This window comes from Streptomyces incanus, assembly GCF_042656345.1.
Taxonomy (GTDB): domain Bacteria; phylum Actinomycetota; class Actinomycetes; order Streptomycetales; family Streptomycetaceae; genus Streptomyces; species Streptomyces incanus.
Genome location: NZ_JBHSPC010000014.1, coordinates 12,732 through 31,386, shown reverse-complemented (window position 1 = coordinate 31,386; position 18,655 = coordinate 12,732). Strand labels below are relative to the sequence as shown.

The following is an 18,655-nucleotide window of genomic DNA, read 5'->3' as shown; positions in this document are numbered from 1 at the left end:
AGCAGCGGCGTCCAGCCGGTTTTGGTCCTGAACGAGCGCCGCCCCGCGGCGCCTTGGGCGGCGAAAACCGGTGCCGCGCCGGCGGACCCGCGTGCGATGCTCGGGACCGTGGAGACCAGGTCCGTCAGTCCCGTGTTCGTCGGCCGTGCCGGCGAACTCGACACGTTGAACACCGTGCTCGCCCGCGCCGCCACCGGCGCGGGCGAGCCGCAGGCGTTGCTCGTCGGGGGTGAGGCCGGTGTCGGGAAGACCCGCCTCGTCGAGGAGTTCGCCGCCGCGGCCCGCCGCCGGGGCGCGGTCGTCGCCCTCGGCGGCTGCGTCGAGATCGGCGCCGACGGCCTGCCCTTCGCCCCCTTCTCCACCGCCCTGCGCCAGCTGCGCCGCGAACTCCCCGCCCGGCTCGCCGCCGCGGCCGCCGGACAGGAGGAGGAACTGGCCCGCCTGCTGCCCGAACTCGGCACCGCAGCCCCCGAGACCCGGCGCGACGAACACGGCATGGCCCGCCTTTTCGCCCTCACCGCCCGCCTGCTGGAACGCGTCGCCGCCGAACACACCGTCGTCCTCGCCCTGGAGGACCTGCACTGGGCCGACGCCTCCACCCGCCACCTGCTCGCCTATCTCTTCCGTACCCTGCGCACCGGCCGCCTCGTCGTCCTCGCCACCTACCGGTCCGACGACATCCACCGCCGCCACCCGCTACGCCCCCTGCTCGCCGAACTCGACCGGCTCCGCACGGTCCACCGCATCGAACTCGGCCGCTTCAACCGCGAGGAAGCCGGTCGCCAGCTCGCCGGCATCCTCGCCCGGGAACCCGATCCGGACCACGTCGACGAGATCTTCGAACGCTCCGACGGCAACGCCTTCTTCATCGAGGAACTCGCCGCCGCCTCCCCCGAGGGCTGTCGCACCGGACTCACCGACACCCTGCGCGATCTGCTCCTGGTCAGGGTCGAGAGCCTGCCCGAGAGCGCCCAGCAGGTGGTCCGGTGCGTCGCCGAGGGCGGCTCCACCGTCGAGCACCGGCTGCTGGCCGCCGTCGCCCGGCTCGCCGAGGACGACCTTCTCGACGCACTGCGCTCCACGGTCAACGCCGGCATTCTCACGCCCGCGCCCGACCGCGACGGCTACCGTTTCCGCCACTCCCTGGTCCGTGAGGCCGTCAGCGACGACCTGCTGCCCGGCGAACGCTCCCGTCTCAACCGCCGCTACGCCGAAGCCCTGGAGGTCGATCCCACCCCCGTCCCCGCCGACGAGCGGGTGACCCGCCTGGCCAGCTACTGGTACCACGCCCACGACGCCACCAAGGCCCTGCCCGCCGTCCTCGACGCCTCGGTCGAGGCCCGCAGACGCCACGCCTACTCCGAGCAACTGGGCCTGCTGGAAAGGGCGATGGAACTGTGGGACTCCGTCCCCGACGACGTACGGGCCGCCCTGCGCCCGGTCGACTACACCGAGGCCTACCCGCCCCCACTGCCACAACGACGCGGTACGCCGCCCGGCGCGCCCCAAGACGGTGACCCGGAGGCGGCCGAGGGAGTCCCTCTGCGCTACCTCGACCTGATGGCCGAGGCCGCCGTCGCCGGACGGCTCTGCGGGGAGCGCGAACGCGCCATGAAGATCACCAAGCGGGCCCTGCGCGTCCTGGAGGAGGAACCGGACCCGCTGCGCGCCGCCTGGTTCTGGGTCCAGCGCTCCCGGCTCACCCAGTCCCTCGCCCGCGGCGACGGCTGGAGCGAACTCGGCACCGCACAGGAACTGGTACGCGGCCTGCCCCCGTCCGAGGTGCACGCCGAGGTCCTCGCCTCCGCCGCCGGCTGGTCCATGCTGCACGAACCGGGCCCCGACGCCATGGCCGCCGCGGAACGGGCCGTCGAGTACGCGCGCATGGTCGGCGCCCACGACATCGAACTGGGCGCCAGGCTCACGCTCGGCGGCCTCAAGGTCGACGCCGGCGACATCGACGCCGGACTCGCCGAGATGTACGAGGTCAAGGACCGGGCGACCGAACTGGGCGTGGACATGGTGGTGGGTCGCAGCCACATCAACCTGCCGTCCGCCCTCGAAGGCATCGGCCGCTCACAGGAGGCGGCCGCACTCCTGCGGGAGGGCCTGCGGGTCACCCGCGGGCTCGGCCTGCTGGACTCGGAGGGCTGGGTGTGGGGCAACCTCGCCGAGACCCTCCACTCCCTCGGCCGCTGGGACGAGGCGGCCGAGGCCGCGGCCGGCGTCCAGACTCTCGAGCAGAGCGCCAAGCCACGCGCCGGAGCCTGGGTGTGTCTGGCCCGTCTCGCCCTCGACCGGGGAGAGACGGTCGAGGCCGGCCGCCATCTCCGCGCTGCCCGCTCCTCCTTCGGCACTCACGACTCCATGCCGCAGAACTTCCTGCCGATGGCCCAGGTCGCCATCGGGACCGCCGCCGCCGAAGGCCGCCTGACCGACGCCAGGACCGAACTGCTCACCGCCCTCGGTGCCTTCGACTCCGGCCTGCCGCCCGGCACCCAGCGCCACGGCTGGCCACTGCTGCTCGCCGCGGCGACCGCCGAGGCCGACGCGTACGGCGACCCGGCCACCGAACCGGACCGCCCGAAAATCCTCGGACACCTCCGCGCGGCGGCCCGGACCCTGACCACCGGCGTCCCGCTGTGGCGGGCGTACGAGGTGTGGCTGCGCGCCGAACTGTCGCGCGCCGAGGGCCGGCCGGAACCGGAGGAGTGGGCCGCGGCCGTCGCCGCCCTGGAACAGCTGGAGCGGCCCTACGACCTCGCCCGGGTCCGCCTCCGGCTCGCCGAGGCGCTGCTCGCTTCGGGGACGGGCGAGGACGAGCGTGCCCGCGCCACGGAACTGCTCCGGCTGTCCAGAGCCGTCGCCGAGCGTCTCGGGGCAGCCCCACTGGCCCGGTCGGCCACCCTGCTGGCCCAGCGCGCCCGCCTCGCCCTGGACCCCGGTCCGGGGAAGCGCGCCCCGGCTTCCGCCGATCCGGCCGACGCCCTCGGCCTCACCGGCAGGGAACGCGACGTGCTGCGCCTGGTGGCCGCCGGCCACACCAACCGACGTATCGCCGAGGAGCTGTTCATCTCGCCGAAGACGGCCAGCGTTCACGTGTCCAACATCCTCGGCAAGCTCGGAGTCTCCGGGCGCGGCGAGGCGGCGGCGGTTGCGCATCGGCTGGCGTTGTTCCCGGCGGAAGCGACGAGCAGCTGAATGCGACGATCGGGGCAGTGCACACTCGCGGAGGAGCCGTGCTGTACCGGATCGAGTTCACCGAACGCACCGCGCGCAGCGTGCCGCGCTGCCCGAGGATCGGCGCGAGCCGCCGGAGCGGGGCCTCCTGAAGCCGGCCGAGGCCCCTTTCGCACCGGTGTCACAAGCAGTCGGCGGCGAGGACATCCGTGTCGTGCCGGTCGCGCCCGGGCTGACGGTCGGCTCCATGGTTCACCGCGCGTTCCTGATCCTCGTTTCCATGGCGACTCTCGACCGGTCGCTCATGGAGGACCGGTAACGGCGCCGCCACCGCACCTGCGAAGGGGAGCGATGTTCAACGCCTTCGAGGAGCTGTTCGCTCCCGGCCGCAAGCACACCCGGGACGAGCAGAACCGGCTCGAACTGACCCGGGAGGACGTCGGCGACGCCGATCCCGGACGCGGACCGATAGACCTCGCGTCCGGAAAGGTCGTCGTACGCCCGTCACCGGAACCCGACGAGCCCGCCCCTGCCCTCGACCCCGACGCCCCCGCCAAGAAGGCCGGGAACACCGGGAACATCGGGGTCGCCGGGAGCGCCGAGAGTGTCGGGAACATCGGGGCCGCCGGGAACATCGGGAGCGCCGGGGTCGGCGGGAGCGCCGGGGACATCGGGAGCACCGGGGCTACCGGGGTCGGCGGGGCTACCGGGGCCGCCGGGAAGCCGGATCGGTCCTAGCTCACCCGAATCTCCAGGATGCGGTCGTCCTTGCTCCTCGGGTCACCGCGGCCGTCCGTGTTGCTGGTGACCAGCCACAGCTTGTCGCCGCCCGCCGCCGCCACCGTGCGCAGCCGCCCGTACTCGCCCTTCAGAAAAGCCTGCGGGTCCGCCGAGACCTCCGTGCCCTTGAGCGGGATCCGCCACAGGCGCTCGCCGAACAGGCTCGCCATCCAGATCGACCCCTCCGCGTACGCGATGCCGCTGGGGGAGGCCTCGTCCGTGCTCCACTGGGCGATCGGATCACGGAAGCCGTCGTCGTGGGACGTGCCCTCCGCCTCGGGCCAGCCGTAGTTGGCACCGGGCTTGATCGCGTTGAGCTCGTCCCAGGTTTTCTGGCCGAACTCCGAGGCGAACAGCCGCTGCTTGGAGTCCCAGGCCAGGCCCTGCACATTGCGGTGACCCAGCGAGTACACCGCGGAGTCGGGGAAGGGGTTGCCCGGCGCCGGCTCGCCCTCCGGGGTCAGCCGCAGGATCTTGCCGCCCAGCGACTTCTTGTCCTGGGAGAGGCCGGTGTCGCCGCTCTCGCCCGTGCCCACGTACAGCATCCGGTCCGGGCCGAACGCGATCCGGCCGCCGTTGTGGATCACCCCCTTGGGGATGCCCCGGAACACCGTGTCCGGTGCGCCCAACCGCTCACCCTCGGGCTTCTTCTCGTCGTAGATCATGCGGACGATGCGATTGTCCGAGGCCGAGGTGAAGTAGGCGTAGATCATGTGGTCCGAGGCGTACTCGGGGGAGAGCGCGATGCCGAGCAGGCCGCCCTCGCCGGACGGCGACACCCCTGGCACCTTGCCCAGCTCGGACGTCTCGCCCGTGTCGACGTCGACCCTGCTGATCGTGGCCTCGTCCCGTGACGACACCAGCAGATCGCCGTCGGGCAGGGGCGCGAGCCCCCACGGGGAGCGCAGATTCGTAGCGACCGTACGGAGCACTTTCACCGAGCCCTTCGCGGGGGGTGTCTCCTCGGCGCCGGGCGCCGAGGACGAGGACCGCCCCGCCGAACTGCCCGGGGAGGAGCTGTCGCCTCCACCCGGCGATCCTCCGTCGTCGGAGGAACAGCCGGCCGTCAGCAGGAGCGCGGCGGTGGCCAGCACGGCCGTAACGGCTCGATGGTGCACGATGTCGTCCCTTCGACGCGGCGGGTCCTTCCTGTCATACACCGCCCGCGCCCCAGAAGTTCCCGATCACGCGAGCCCGGACCGTCGATCACCGTCCGACCCCGGCCCGGTCCCACGATCTCAGCCCGACGGTCCGTGGTGCCCGGTCCCACGCCCACGGTCTTCCGTCTCTCAGTCCCACGACCCCTGGGCCGCGGGCAGGTCCGCGATCTCCGCCAGGTCGGCCTCCGTCAGGTGCAGGCCCGCCGCCCCCGCGTTCTCGGCGACCCACCGCTCCTGCTTGGCGCCCGGCACCGGGATCACCTGCCCGCCCTGCGCCAGCACCCAGGCCAGGGCCACCTGCGCCGGGGTGACGCCCTCGCCGTGCCGACGGGCGACACGGCGCAGGCCGGCCACGATCGGCTGGTTCGCAGCCATCATCTCGGCGGTGAAACGGGGGTGCCGGGCACGCAGATCGTCCGCCTCGAAACCCTCACCCGGCGTCAGCGTGCCGGTCAGGAAGCCGTTGCCCAGCGGCATCGCGGCCAGGAAACCCACACCGCGCGCAGCGCACCACGGCAGCAGCGCCTCCCGCGCCTGGGGCGACCACACCGACAGCTCCGCCTCCACCGCGCTCACCGGGAAGACCTGCTGCACCCGCTCCAGTTGCCGGACCGTCGCGTCGTGCAGCCGCGCCCCGGGCCGCCGCGCGGATCGCGCACCGATCGCGCAGAGCCCCAACGCCCGCACCTTTCCGGCCCGTACGAGCTCCGCCATCGCGCCCCAGGTCTCCTCGACGGGGACCTCCGGGTCCGCGCGGTGCAGCTGGTACAGGTCGATGACGTCGGTCTGCAGCCGGCGCAGTGAGGCGTCGCAGGCCCTTCTCACGTACCCGGGGCGGCCGTTGGCCACGATGTGCTGATCGCCCACCAGCAGACCGACCTTCGTCGACACGAAGGCGTCGCCGCGCCGCTCCTTCAACACCCGCCCCAGCAAAAGCTCGTTGGTGAACGGGCCGTACATGTCGGCCGTGTCCAGCAGCGTCGACCCCAGGTCGAGCGCCCGGTGCACCGCCCTGAGCGAATCCCCGCCGCGCTGTCGCGAGGTGCTGTAGGCCCAGCTCATCGGCATGCACCCGAGTCCGACGGCCCCCACCGCGAGCGCCGCCGCGCCGATCGTCCTGCGCTCCACCTGGTCGTGACCCTCCCTTTCCCGGACCCCAACCTAACCTTTGGCGCCGGAGGCCCCTGACATAGCCTCCGGACCATGACTGCTGACGTATGGCTTCCCATCCCGCCGGACGAGATCGAGGGTCTTGTGAAGGGGCCGCGGTACCACTTCTGGGACGGCGCGGAGGAGTACCCGGCCGACCCGGCCGACTGCGTGTTCTACGTCGTGCCGTACATGAAGGCCGGTGACGTCGGGGTGCGCCCGCTGCCGCTGATGAGCTCGGTCGAGGTCGTGCAGACCCTGTCCTCCGGCGTCGATCATGTACAGCCCGGCCTGCGCCACTTGGGCCCCGGCGTACGGCTCTGCAACGCGCGCGGCGTGCACGAGGCGAGCACGGCGGAGCTGGCGCTCGCTCTCGTCCTGGCCTCGCTGCGCGGCCTGCCCGACTTCGTGCGGGCGCAGGACAAGGGGGAGTGGCTCGGCGGATTCAGGCCCGCGCTCGCCGACCGGAGCGTGCTCATCGTGGGGTACGGGGCGATCGGCGCGGCCATCGAGGACCGGCTCGTTCCGTTCGAGGTCGCGCGGGTGGCGCGCGTCGCGCGCTCCGCACGCACCACGGCGCGCGGCCCGGTGCACCCGTTCACCGAACTGCCCGCGCTGCTGCCGGAGGCGGATGTCGTCATTCTCTCCACCCCGCTCACCGAGGCCACCCATCACCTCGTGGACGCCGGCTTCCTGGCCCGGATGAAGGACGGCGCGCTGCTCGTCAACGTGGCCCGGGGGGCCGTCGTCGACACCTCGGCCCTGCTCACCGAGGTGGAGAGCGGCCGTATCACCGCGGCCCTGGACGTGACCGATCCCGAACCGCTCCCCTCGGACCATCCCCTGTGGCGGGCCCCGGGCGTTCTCGTCAGCCCGCACGCCGGCGGACCCACCTCCGCGTTCCGGCCACGTGCCGAGCGGCTGCTGGTGGACCAGTTGAACCGATTCGTGAACCGGGAAGAGCTCCGGAACGTGATCCTGGTGACGGAGACGGCAAGCATGTAGTCCGTTTCGAGTACCGTCCGCGTTTTCCCGGATGCGATGGGTACTCATATATCAGGTGATCGTCACAGAGAGTAGAGAAGCTATGTCCCTGAGTGACGATGCTGGTGTATCGTCCGACAGGGGCTGCGCCGCTGACCGGTCGGCGCGGGGGATTGACATTGCAGACTGTGAGGGGGGCGACGGGCGATGCACGGTCCATGGACGAGCGATCCGACGCGGTTGAGCCGCCGTCGGCGGCCCTGGCGCACGGCCGCGCGCAGCCGGGGTCACCACAGCGGTCACCGCACCCGCGGTCACCACACCCGGAGCAGCGGCCGTCCCGGCGACCGCTGTCCCCACCACCGCGGGTACGGCGGCCGCGGGAGGCCGGCCCACCTGATCCACCTGGCCGGATCGGCGCGTACCGGGAGGGACCGGTGAGCGCGCCGGCCCCCACGACCACGCTCGACGGAGCGGTGCGGGCGCACCCCGCCCCGGAAGCGCCGCTGCCCCGCCCGTCGGCCGTGGAGCGCCGACAGGGACTGGTGCCGCAGCTCGTCATCGCCGTCGTCTGCGCGGCCTACGCGATCGGCGCCGCCTTCGGCTGGGGATCGGGCCGACTCGCGTTGATCATGGGTGACTTCGGCCTGAGCGCCGCGGCGGCCGCGGCCGCCGTGTCCTGCTTCCTGTACGCGCGCGGCCGTCGTATCCGTTTCCGGCCCGCCTGGTTGCTGTTCGGCATCTCCTCCGCCATGGCGTCCGTGGGCAATCTGGTCTGGGGGTGGTACGAGGTCGTCCTCGGGCTCCCCGTGCCCAGCCCCAGCTACGCCGACCTGTTCTTCCTGTGCTTCGCGCCGCCCGCCATCGTGGGGCTGCTGGTGCTCGCCAAACGGCCCGTGAACAAGGCCGGCTGGGTCTGCCTGGGCCTGGACGCCTGGCTGATCGGCGGTTCCCTGCTCACACTCGCGTGGAGCCTCGCGCTCGCCCAGACCGCGCAGACCGAGGGCGAGGACGTGGCGCACACCGCGCTCTCCCTGGCGTATCCGCTGCTCGACATCGCCCTGGTCAGCATGGTGCTCGCCCTGCACTTCCGGCGGTCGGCGGTCACCCGCTCAGCGGTCAACAGCGCGATCGGCGCGCTCGCGCTCACCGTGATGTGCGACGCCCTGTTCACCTCCCCGCTGCTGCACGACACCTACCGATCGGGACAACTGCTCGACGCGGGCTGGTTCGCCGGATCACTGCTCCTGGCGTATGCGCCCTGGACCCGTCCCCGGGGTGGCAGGCCCGGGGAGGAGGGGCACACGCGCGTGGTGCGCGAGCACCTGCCCGGACAGTGCGGCGGACCGGACCCCTGGACGAACGGCCGCCCGGCCCACCACGCGACCCACCATCCGCTCCACCCCCCGGCCCGCCCTTCGTACCTCCACCACCCGAGTCCCCGGCATCCGGCCGCGCCCGGCCCCGAGCGCGGCCGGTATCCGGTCTCCCGGCCCATCGCCGGCTCCCTCGGCGCGCTCGCGCCGTACCTCGCCGCGGCGGTGTGCACCCTGGGGATCCTCTACACCGTCCTCAACGGCCGCAGCGTCGACCGCGTGGTCCTGCTCACCGGTGGCACCGTGGTGCTCGCGCTCGTCGTGCGTCAGGGCATCATGCTGCTCGACAACATCACCCTCACCCAGGAACTGGCCCACAAGGAGAACCACTTCCGCTCCCTGGTGCAGGGTTCGAGCGACGTCATCATGATCGCCGCGCCGAGCGGCATCCTCCGCTACGTCTCCCCGGCCGCCGCCGGAGTGTACGGCCGCCCCGCGGAGGACCTGGTGGGGACGGAGCTGGCGCAGCTCATCCACCCCGAGGACCTGGGCTGCGTCGTGCACGAGGTGCGCCGGTTCCTCGCCGCCAACCCGGCCGAGGAACCCACCACACGCATCGAATGCCGGTTCCGTTCCAGCGGTGGGGGCACCTCCCGCGCGAGCGAAGCCGAGAGTGGGGGAGGCTGGCTGAACGTGGAATCGACCGTCAACCGGCACCACGGCGGCCTCATCTTCAACAGCCGGGACGTCACCGAGCGCGTGCGGCTCCAGGCACAGCTCCAGCACAACGCCGAGCACGACCCGCTCACCGACCTGCCCAACCGCGCCCTGTTCACCCGGCGCGTCCAGCAGGCCCTGTCCGGCCGCCGGGCCTCCGACCGGGGCGCCGCCCTCAGGGGCACGGCCGTGCTCTTCATCGACCTCGACGGCTTCAAGGCCGTCAACGACACCATCGGCCACCAGGCCGGCGACGAACTGCTGATCCACGCCGCCCGCAGACTGCGGGACGCGGTCCGCAAGGGCGACACCGCCTCCCGGCTGGGCGGCGACGAGTTCGCCGCCCTGATCGTGGGCGACGGCGCCCGTGACCGGGAGGCCCGCGAGCGGCACATCCTGGAACTCGCCGACCGCCTCAGGGTGACCCTCTCCCAGCCCTACCTCATCGACGGCAACGATGTCCGGGTCAACGCCTCCATCGGTGTCGCCTTCGCCGAGCCGGCTCTCAGCGCGGGCGAGCTGCTGCGCAACGCGGACCTCGCCATGTACCGGGCCAAGGCCGGCGGCAAGGGCCGGGTGGAGCTGTACCGGCCGCAGATGCAGCAGGATGTCGCCCGCAGGGCGGAGCTGGCCACCCGGCTGCGCGCCGCGTTGCACGACGGCGAGTTCGCGCTGCTGCACCAGCCGGTGGTGTCCCTCCAGGACGGCAGGATCACCTCGGTCTGCGCCCAGGCGCGCTGGCGTTCCTCGCAGGGCGTGCTCTTCACCCCCGCGGAGTTCCTGCGTGTCGCCGAGGACAGCGAGAAGACGGCTGAGCTGGGCCGCTGGCTCCTTGAGGAGGCCGTCGAACAGGCCGCCGAGCGGCAGGCGACGGGAGTGTCCGTGCCCGTGGCGGTCCGGATCGGCGCGCGCCGGCTGCTGGACCGGTCGCTGCCGCTCGGCTCGATCGAGGCACTGCTCACCCGGTACGGACTGCCCTCCGGCTCGCTGGTCGTCGAGGTGGCCGAGACCGACCCGCGGGTCTGCCTGGACGAGCTGGAGCGTCGACTGACCGCGCTCAAGCGGGTCGGCGTCCGGATCGCGCTGGACGGCTTCGGCAGCGGCTACGCGGCGATCACCGCCCTTCGGCGGCTCCCCGTCGACGTACTGAAACTCGACCGCAGCCTGGTGGAGGGCGTGGTCGAGTCCGCTCGGCTGTACAAGATCACCAGTGGGCTGCTGCGGATCGCCGGCGACCTGGGCATGCAGTCCGTGGCCGACGGGGTGGACCTGCCCGAGCAGGTCGTCGCCCTGCGCGCGATGGGGTGCACGCACGGGCAGGGCATGGCCTTCTCCGGGCCGCTGGACGAGTACCGGCTGCGCAGGGCGCTCTGCACCGGCCGCTGTCCGGTGCCGCACGGACCGGTCGAACCCGTGTACGCGGGCGGCGGTTCAGGTGGTTCCGGCGGTGCCGGTGGGTACGCGTCGGGGGTGGCCTCGATGCTTCGAAGCGGCGCGGTCCTGCGCTCACATGATGAGACTCCCGTCCCACCCACTTGACAGTCGGTGCGCGCCGGGGGGAGGGTCAATGCCATGCGCACCCGAATTCTCGTACTTGGACAGCGCGTCGGCTGACGTTGAGCATGGTCCGCTCAGCGCCCCCGCCCGACGCGCTCCCCTCGCTTGCCTCATGGCACGAGGGGTTTTTTGTTGCACCACCACCTGTCGCACCGTCCACGCGCACCGCGCGAACCTCGCAAAAACCCTCAGCATCGAGAAGAGAAGCCGATGACCGAGCAGGCCACCGGGGCCCACCCGCAGCCGCGGCCCCGATCCGGAGGACAGCAGTCCGCCCCCGAGAGCGTCACGGGCGCGCAGTCCCTCATTCGCTCTCTCGAGGAGGTCGGCGCCGACACGGTATTCGGCATTCCCGGCGGTGCGATCCTTCCCGCCTACGACCCGCTGATGGACTCCACCCGAGTGCGCCACGTCCTGGTGCGGCACGAGCAGGGTGCGGGCCACGCGGCCACCGGCTACGCGCAGGCCACCGGCAAGGTCGGCGTCTGCATGGCGACCTCGGGTCCCGGCGCCACCAACCTGGTCACCCCGATCGCCGACGCGCACATGGACTCCGTGCCGCTGGTCGCGATCACCGGGCAGGTCGCCTCCAAGGCGATCGGCACGGACGCCTTCCAGGAAGCGGACATCGTCGGCATCACCATGCCGATCACCAAGCACAACTTCCTGGTCACCAAGGCCGAGGACATCCCGCGGGTGATCGCGCAGGCCTTCCACATCGCCGCCACCGGCCGCCCCGGCCCGGTGCTCGTGGACATCGCCAAGGACGCCCTCCAGGCGAGGACCACCTTCTCCTGGCCGCCCACCATGGACCTGCCCGGCTACCGGCCCGTCACCAAGCCGCACGCCAAGCAGATCCGCGAGGCCGCCAAGCTCATCACCTCCGCGAAGCGGCCGGTCCTCTACGTCGGCGGCGGTGTCGTCAAGGCCGGCGCCACCGCCGAACTGAAGGTCCTCGCGGAACTCACCGGAGCGCCCGTCACCACCACCCTGATGGCGCTCGGCGCATTCCCCGACAGCCACCCGCTGCACGTGGGAATGCCGGGCATGCACGGTGCGGTCACCGCCGTCACCGCGCTGCAGAAGGCCGACCTGATCGTCGCCCTCGGAGCCCGCTTCGACGACCGTGTCACCGGCAAGCTGGACAGCTTCGCCCCCTACGCGAAGATCGTCCACGCCGACATCGACCCGGCCGAGATCGGCAAGAACCGGGCCGCCGACGTGCCGATCGTCGGCGACGCCCGCGAGGTCCTCGCCGACCTCGTCCTGGCCGTCCAGAAGGAGCACGGCGAGGGCCACCGGGGCGACTACACCGCCTGGTGGAAGGACCTGAGCCGCTGGCGCGACACCTACCCCCTGGGCTACGACCAGCCCGAGGACGGTTCGCTCTCCCCGCAGCAGGTCATCGAACGCATCGGACAGCTGGCGCCCGAGGACACGATCTTCGCCGCCGGCGTCGGCCAGCACCAGATGTGGGCCGCGCACTTCGTCCGGTACGAGAAGCCCGCCACCTGGCTGAACTCCGGCGGCGCCGGAACCATGGGCTACGCCGTCCCGGCGGCCATGGGCGCCAAGGCGGGACAGCCCGGCCGGACCGTCTGGGCGATCGACGGCGACGGCTGCTTCCAGATGACCAACCAGGAACTGACCACCTGCGCCCTGAACAACATCCCGATCAAGGTCGCCATCATCAACAACGGCGCCCTCGGGATGGTCCGCCAGTGGCAGACCCTGTTCTACAACCAGCGGTACTCCAACACCGTGCTGGGCTCCGGCCCCATCGAGCCGAACGGCGCCCCCACCGACCTGAACGGCGGCTCCGCCGTGGGACCGGGCACGCAGAAGAGCGCCGGCACCCGCGTCCCCGACTTCGTCAAACTGTCGGAGGCCATGGGCTGCTACGCGATCCGCTGCGAGGACCCGGCGGACCTCGACAAGGTCATCGAGGAGGCGAACTCCATCAACGACCGCCCGGTCGTCGTGGACTTCGTCGTCCACCAGGACGCCATGGTGTGGCCGATGGTCGCCGCCGGCACCTCCAACGACGAGATCATGGCCGCCCGCGACGTCCGCCCCGACTTCGGCGACAACGAAGACGACTGAGCCAGGAAGAGCGAAGAGGAAACCCGACATGTCCAAGCACACGCTCTCCGTCCTGGTGGAGAACACCCCCGGCATCCTGGCCCGGATCGCCGCGCTGTTCTCCCGCCGCGGCTTCAACATCGACTCGCTCGCCGTCGGCGTCACCGAGCACCCCGACATCTCCCGCATCACCATCGTGGTGAGCGTCGAGGAGTTCCCGCTGGAGCAGGTGACCAAGCAGCTCAACAAGCTCGTCAACGTGCTGAAGATCGTCGAGCTCGAACCCGGGCAGGCCGTTCAGCGCGAACTCGTTCTGGTGAAGGTGCGCGCCGACAACGAGACGCGTTCCCAGATCGTCGAGATCGTCCAGCTGTTCCGCGCCAAGACCGTGGACGTCTCTCCGGAGGCCGTGACCATCGAGGCCACCGGCAGCAACGACAAGCTGTCCGCCATGCTGAAGATGCTGGAACCGTTCGGCATCAAGGAACTGGTCCAGTCCGGCACGATCGCGATCGGACGTGGTGCCCGTTCGATCACCGACCGATCGCTGCGCGCGCTCGACCGGTCGGCGTAGCACCGGAAACGGGCGGCCGGCGACACTCCGGCCGCCCGTATTCCGAGACTCCGAAACTTCCCCTCCCCTCACCGTCATACGGTGGGACGCGACACCTGCACACAAGGAGAGAACCCAAAGTGGCCGAGCTGTTCTACGACGCCGACGCCGACCTGTCCATCATCCAGGGCCGCAAGGTCGCGGTCATCGGTTACGGCAGCCAGGGCCACGCCCACGCCCTGTCGCTGCGCGACTCCGGCGTCGATGTGCGCGTCGGTCTGCACGAGGGCTCGAAGTCCAAGGCCAAGGCCGAGGAGCAGGGCCTGCGCGTGGTGAACCCGTCCGAGGCCGCCGCCGAGGCCGACGTCATCATGATCCTGGTCCCGGACCCGATCCAGGCCCAGGTCTACGAGGAGCACATCGCCCCGAACCTGAAGGACGGCGACGCCCTGTTCTTCGGTCACGGCTTCAACATCCGCTTCGGCTTCATCAAGCCCCCGGCCGGCGTGGACGTCTGCATGGTCGCCCCGAAGGGCCCCGGCCACCTGGTGCGCCGCCAGTACGAGGAGGGCCGCGGCGTTCCCTGCATCGTGGCCGTCGAGCAGGACGCGAGCGGCAGCGCCTTCGGGCTCGCCCTGTCGTACTCCAAGGGCATCGGCGGCACCCGCGCGGGCGTCATCAAGACGACCTTCACCGAGGAGACCGAGACCGACCTGTTCGGTGAGCAGGCCGTCCTCTGCGGTGGCACTGCGGCTCTGGTCAAGGCGGGCTTCGAGACGCTGACCGAGGCGGGCTACCAGCCGGAGATCGCCTACTTCGAGTGCCTGCACGAGCTGAAGCTGATCGTCGACCTCATGTACGAGGGCGGCCTGGAGAAGATGCGCTGGTCGATCTCCGAGACCGCCGAGTGGGGCGACTACGTCACCGGTCCGCGGATCATCACCGACGCCACCAAGGCCGAGATGAAGAAGGTCCTCGCCGAGATCCAGGACGGCACCTTCGCCCAGCAGTGGATGGACGAGTACCACGGCGGCCTGAAGAAGTACAACGAGTACAAGAAGCAGGACTCCGAGCACCTGCTGGAGACCACCGGCAAGGAGCTGCGCAAGCTCATGAGCTGGGTCGACGAAGAGGCGTGAGCCGAGCGCTCCGGGACGGTGCCGTGCGCTGAGGCCGGCACCGTCGCGGAGCCCGTCGCCGGGGCCGGCGCCCGACCCCGCTCCACCGCTGCTCCACCATCGTCACAGGGGCTGGATCTTTCGTTGGCCGGTCCGGCCACTTCCGGATGATCCTTCCGCAGTGACGCAGGACGACACCCCGGCGCCACTAGACTGCTGCACCATACGCGTCAGGCCCACAGCGTCGTGCGTCTTCCACGCGGCCAAGCGGCACCGAGAAATTGCAGGCACACCCCGGCGCCGCTCCCCTCCACCGCATGCGGCCGTCGGGACGGCCGTCCTCCCCGTAGCGCTTCGCGTACGGGAGGTGCCCCAGGACATGTGAGGACTCACGTGAGCTCGAAACCCGTCGTACTCATCGCCGAAGAGCTGTCGCCCGCGACCGTGGACGCGCTCGGCCCGGACTTCGAGATCCGCCACTGCAACGGCGCGGACCGGGCGGAACTGCTGCCCGCCATCGCCGACGTGGACGCGATCCTGGTCCGCTCGGCCACCAAGGTCGACGCCGAGGCCATCGCCGTCGCGAAGAAGCTCAAGGTCGTCGCCCGGGCCGGGGTCGGCCTGGACAACGTCGACGTCTCCGCCGCCACCAAGGCCGGTGTCATGGTGGTCAACGCGCCCACCTCGAACATCGTGACCGCCGCGGAACTCGCGTGCGGGCTGATCATCGCCACCGCGCGCAACATTCCGCAGGCCAACGCCGCGCTGAAGAACCACGAGTGGAAGCGCAGCAAGTACACGGGCGTCGAACTCGCCGAGAAGACCCTCGGAGTCGTGGGTCTGGGGCGGATCGGCGCCCTCGTCGCGCAGCGCATGTCCGCCTTCGGTATGAAGGTCGTCGCCTACGACCCCTACGTGCAGCCCGCGCGGGCCGCGCAGATGGGCGTCAAGGTGCTGTCGCTGGACGAGCTGCTCGAGGTCTCCGACTTCATCACCGTCCATCTGCCCAAGACCCCCGAGACGCTCGGCCTGATCGGCGACGAGGCGCTGCGCAAGGTCAAGCCGGGCGTGCGCGTCATCAACGCCGCGCGCGGCGGCATCGTCGACGAGCAGGCGCTGTACACGGCGCTCAAGGAGGGCCGCGTCGCCGGCGCCGGCCTGGACGTGTACGCGAAGGAGCCCTGCACGGACTCCCCGCTCTTCGAGTTCGACCAGGTCGTCTGCACCCCACACCTCGGCGCGTCCACCGACGAGGCCCAGGAGAAGGCCGGCATCGCCGTCGCCCGCTCGGTGCGCCTCGCGCTCGCCGGCGAGCTGGTCCCGGACGCGGTGAACGTGCAGGGCGGAGTCATCGCCGAGGACGTCAAGCCGGGCCTGCCGCTCGCCGAGCGCCTCGGCCGGATCTTCACCGCGCTGGCCGGCGAGGTGGCGGTCCGCCTCGACGTCGAGGTGTACGGCGAGATCACCCAGCACGACGTGAAGGTGCTGGAGCTCTCCGCGCTCAAGGGCGTCTTCGAGGACGTCGTCGACGAGACGGTGTCCTACGTGAACGCGCCGCTGTTCGCGCAGGAGCGGGGCGTCGAGGTCCGGCTGACCACCAGCTCCGAGTCCGCCGACCACCGCAACGTCGTCACGGTGCGCGGCACCCTGGCCGACGGCGAGGAGATCGCGGTCTCCGGCACGCTGGCCGGTCACAAGAACGTCCAGAAGATCGTCGCGGTCGGCGACTACGACGTGGACCTCGCGCTCGCGGACCACATGGCCGTGCTGCGCTACGAGGACCGTCCGGGTGTCGTCGGCACCGTGGGCCGGGTCTTCGGCGAGGCGGGCATCAACATCGCCGGCATGCAGGTCGCGCGCGCCGCGGCCGGCGGCGAGGCCCTCGCCGTCCTGACGGTCGACGACACGGTTCCCCCCTCGGTGCTGGCCGAGGTCGCGGCGGAGATCGGCGCCACGTCGGCCCGCTCGGTGGAACTGGTCTGACACATCCGACCCAGATGTTCGAAGGCGCCGGGGGACCGAGACCGTTCGGTCCCCCGGCGCCTTTTCACGCGGGCGTTGGAGGAGGCGGCCGCCGTTCCTCGGGGCGGTCGTCGTCAGGCCGTCGCCGCCTCCCGCACCCGTCCCCGTTTCTGCCGCAACGTCACCGACACCGGTACCGCGGCGCCCGCCGGCACCACCGCCCCGGCGAACGCCGCCGCGTGCATTCCGCTGGTGAACACCTTCCGGGCCGCCGTCGCCAGGGCGTTGCCCGCCCGCTTTGGAAGCCGCTCAGCGACGGCCGGCGGTTGACGCCCTCGCAGACCGGGAGAGCCCGAACACGGTGACCGGCTCGAGACCGGGTCCGGACCGAAGCCGTGTCCCCGGAACGGGGCCGGCGGGATCATCGGCGAGACGACGGTCCGCCGACGGTGGACGAACAGGGCCGCGAAGAGCAGGCCCACGGCGACCGGCACGACGTACCGGACTTCCGGCCCCGGGACGCGTTTTTCAGGCCGTGGACGACCGGGAGCACCGGAGCCATCGACAGCGGGACGCCATGCCGTCCCGTGCCAGGCCAGTCGATGGTCGTTCGACCCGCAGAACGCACCCACCGCCGACCGGTTCGGCGCAGGGCTCCGCCAGGTGATCGGCCGAAGGGCCGCCGGCCGGCGCTGACGGCCCTTCGGCCGATCACAACCGGTGCGCCTTCAAGGTCATGTGCAGCAGCAGCCGGTCCTCGCCGTCGTCCAGATCCAGGCCCGTGATCTGCTCGATGCGGGACAGGCGGTAATACAGGGTCTGGCGGTGGATGCCCAGCTCGGCGGCCGTGCGGCCGGCCTGGCCCGCGTGGTCGAGGTAGGTCTCGGCGGTACGGGCGAGTTCCCGGTGCCCCGGAAGGAGCAGCGGGCCGACGGCGGGGTCGGGGGCGGCTCGCCGGGGCAGCGCGGTCAGGAGCCGGTAGGGGCCGATCGAGGACCAGTGGGCGACCGGGCCCAGGCGGGGCTCGGCCAGGGCCGCACGGGCCGCAGCCGACGCCTCGCCCCAGGCGGCGCCCAGACCGGCGAGACCGAAGCGGGGTGTGGCGATCCCGGCGGCGCCCGGGGGAGTCGTGGGGGCCGTGCCGGCGACGGGCCGGTGCCCGGCGCCGATCGCGTCGGCCCGTTCCAGGAGCCGGCCGGCGGCCGTCGTCGCCGGGGTCAGCACGTCCGAGGCGCGCAGCCGCAGCAGCAGGGCCAGCGACACGTCCGCGGCTCCCCACGGCAGGGTGCACAGGGCCGTGGCGCCCGGCACCGTACGCACCGACGGGGCGTCCTCGGGATCGGCGGAGGGCCACGGAGCCACGCACACCAGCGTGTACGGGCCGTCGGCGCGACCGCCGAGGGCGGTGCGGAGCTCGGCGACGGCCGGCTCGCGCTGCCCGTCACGCTCCGCGCCGAGCACCGCCCGCAGCTCGCGGGTCAGATCGGCACCGTGCTGTGCCTCGTCGGCGAGCAGCGCCCCGATCCGGGCGGTCACCCCCATCGCCGCGCCCAGTTGCTCCTCGGAGGGGCCCGGGTCGTAGTCGAGCAGCCAGACGTAGCCGAGGACGACGCCCCGATGACGCACCGGCAGACAGACGCGGCCCCGGTGCACACCCGCCTCCGGTGTGCGCGGGATACGGACCGGGCCCGTAGCACGGGTGATGCCGAACCCCTCGAACCAGGCCCGGACGGCGGCCGTCGAGCGGCGGGTGAGGATCGAGCGGGTGCGCACCGGGTCGAGGACGGACGGATCGAGCTCGCCCTCGCTGTCGTACGCGCCGAACGCGAGCAGCTCGAAGTCACGGTTCTCCAGGGTCGCCGGAGCGCCGAGCAGCTCCGAGATCTCGTCCACCAGCTCCTGGTAGTCACCCCTGTGTTCCGACGTCACCCCGGCATTCTCCCGCAGAACCGCACCGCCTTCATACATCTGTCTGAGATCGGTGACACAAATGCGTGACAGCTGTCGATGGCCCACGATCGGATGGATCCCTAGGTTTCACGGTGGTTCTCCGTGCCCCACCCGAAGCGTCGGGTCACGGTCGTTTCGCAGTTTGTG

Annotated in this window: 12 protein-coding genes and 1 pseudogene; 9 read left to right on the top strand and 4 right to left on the bottom strand. The window is 71.7% G+C overall.

The window, feature by feature from the left end; genetic code table 11:
* Nucleotides 1-96: 96 nt before the first annotated feature.
* From ACFP2V_RS04995 to ACFP2V_RS04985, 3 genes are all read left to right on the top strand, one after another.
* Nucleotides 97-3,201, top strand: coding sequence for a helix-turn-helix transcriptional regulator (locus ACFP2V_RS04995; protein WP_381206391.1), 3,105 nt, complete (start codon nt 97-99; stop codon nt 3,199-3,201).
* Between the two features lie 157 nt (nt 3,202-3,358).
* Nucleotides 3,359-3,499, top strand: coding sequence for a hypothetical protein (locus tag ACFP2V_RS04990; protein WP_381205981.1), 141 nt, complete (start codon nt 3,359-3,361; stop codon nt 3,497-3,499).
* A 32-nt stretch (nt 3,500-3,531) separates the two neighbouring features.
* Nucleotides 3,532-3,918 carry a DUF6191 domain-containing protein gene (locus tag ACFP2V_RS04985; protein ID WP_381205978.1) on the top strand — a complete coding sequence of 129 codons (387 nt, stop codon included), beginning with the start codon at nt 3,532-3,534 and terminating at the stop codon, nt 3,916-3,918.
* Here ACFP2V_RS04985 and ACFP2V_RS04980 read toward each other — a convergent pair.
* Nucleotides 3,915-5,078 carry a PQQ-dependent sugar dehydrogenase gene (locus tag ACFP2V_RS04980; RefSeq protein WP_381205975.1) on the bottom strand — a complete coding sequence of 388 codons (1,164 nt, stop codon included), beginning with the start codon at nt 5,076-5,078 and terminating at the stop codon, nt 3,915-3,917. The genes ACFP2V_RS04985 and ACFP2V_RS04980 overlap by 4 nt on opposite strands.
* 171 nt (nt 5,079-5,249) lie before the next feature.
* Nucleotides 5,250-6,248: an aldo/keto reductase gene (locus tag ACFP2V_RS04975; protein WP_381205972.1), complete on the bottom strand. Its 999-nt coding sequence runs from the start codon at nt 6,246-6,248 to the stop codon at nt 5,250-5,252.
* 75 nt (nt 6,249-6,323) lie between these two features.
* Here ACFP2V_RS04975 and ACFP2V_RS04970 point away from each other — a divergent pair, with 75 nt between their 5' ends.
* The 6 genes from ACFP2V_RS04970 (at nt 6,324) to serA (ending at nt 16,579) form a co-directional block, all read left to right on the top strand.
* Nucleotides 6,324-7,274, top strand: coding sequence for a 2-hydroxyacid dehydrogenase (locus ACFP2V_RS04970; RefSeq protein ID WP_381205969.1), 951 nt, complete (start codon nt 6,324-6,326; stop codon nt 7,272-7,274).
* A 416-nt stretch (nt 7,275-7,690) separates the two neighbouring features.
* Nucleotides 7,691-10,825: a putative bifunctional diguanylate cyclase/phosphodiesterase gene (locus ACFP2V_RS04965; protein ID WP_381205966.1), complete on the top strand. Its 3,135-nt coding sequence runs from the start codon at nt 7,691-7,693 to the stop codon at nt 10,823-10,825.
* Between the two features lie 228 nt (nt 10,826-11,053).
* Entirely contained in the window at nt 11,054-12,946 is a 1,893-nt protein-coding gene (locus ACFP2V_RS04960; RefSeq protein WP_381205963.1) for an acetolactate synthase large subunit, read from the top strand.
* A 28-nt stretch (nt 12,947-12,974) separates the two neighbouring features.
* Nucleotides 12,975-13,499 carry an acetolactate synthase small subunit gene (gene ilvN, locus ACFP2V_RS04955; protein WP_055609676.1) on the top strand — a complete coding sequence of 175 codons (525 nt, stop codon included), beginning with the start codon at nt 12,975-12,977 and terminating at the stop codon, nt 13,497-13,499.
* 119 nt (nt 13,500-13,618) lie between these two features.
* Nucleotides 13,619-14,617 (top strand): ketol-acid reductoisomerase, encoded by a 999-nt coding sequence (gene ilvC / locus ACFP2V_RS04950; RefSeq protein ID WP_381205957.1) that lies wholly within the window; start codon nt 13,619-13,621, stop codon nt 14,615-14,617.
* 372 nt (nt 14,618-14,989) lie between these two features.
* Nucleotides 14,990-16,579: a phosphoglycerate dehydrogenase gene (gene serA / locus ACFP2V_RS04945; RefSeq protein ID WP_381205953.1), complete on the top strand. Its 1,590-nt coding sequence runs from the start codon at nt 14,990-14,992 to the stop codon at nt 16,577-16,579.
* Between the two features lie 361 nt (nt 16,580-16,940).
* On the opposite strand, the pseudogene ACFP2V_RS38640 reads toward serA, so the two are convergent.
* Together ACFP2V_RS38640 and ACFP2V_RS04940 are read right to left on the bottom strand one after the other, a co-directional pair.
* Nucleotides 16,941-17,153 (bottom strand): annotated as a pseudogene (locus tag ACFP2V_RS38640) (MFS transporter); the annotation flags it as partial.
* 116 nt (nt 17,154-17,269) lie between these two features.
* Nucleotides 17,270-18,526 (bottom strand): PucR family transcriptional regulator, encoded by a 1,257-nt coding sequence (locus ACFP2V_RS04940; RefSeq protein ID WP_381205950.1) that lies wholly within the window; start codon nt 18,524-18,526, stop codon nt 17,270-17,272.
* Between the last annotated feature and the right edge of the window lie 129 nt (nt 18,527-18,655).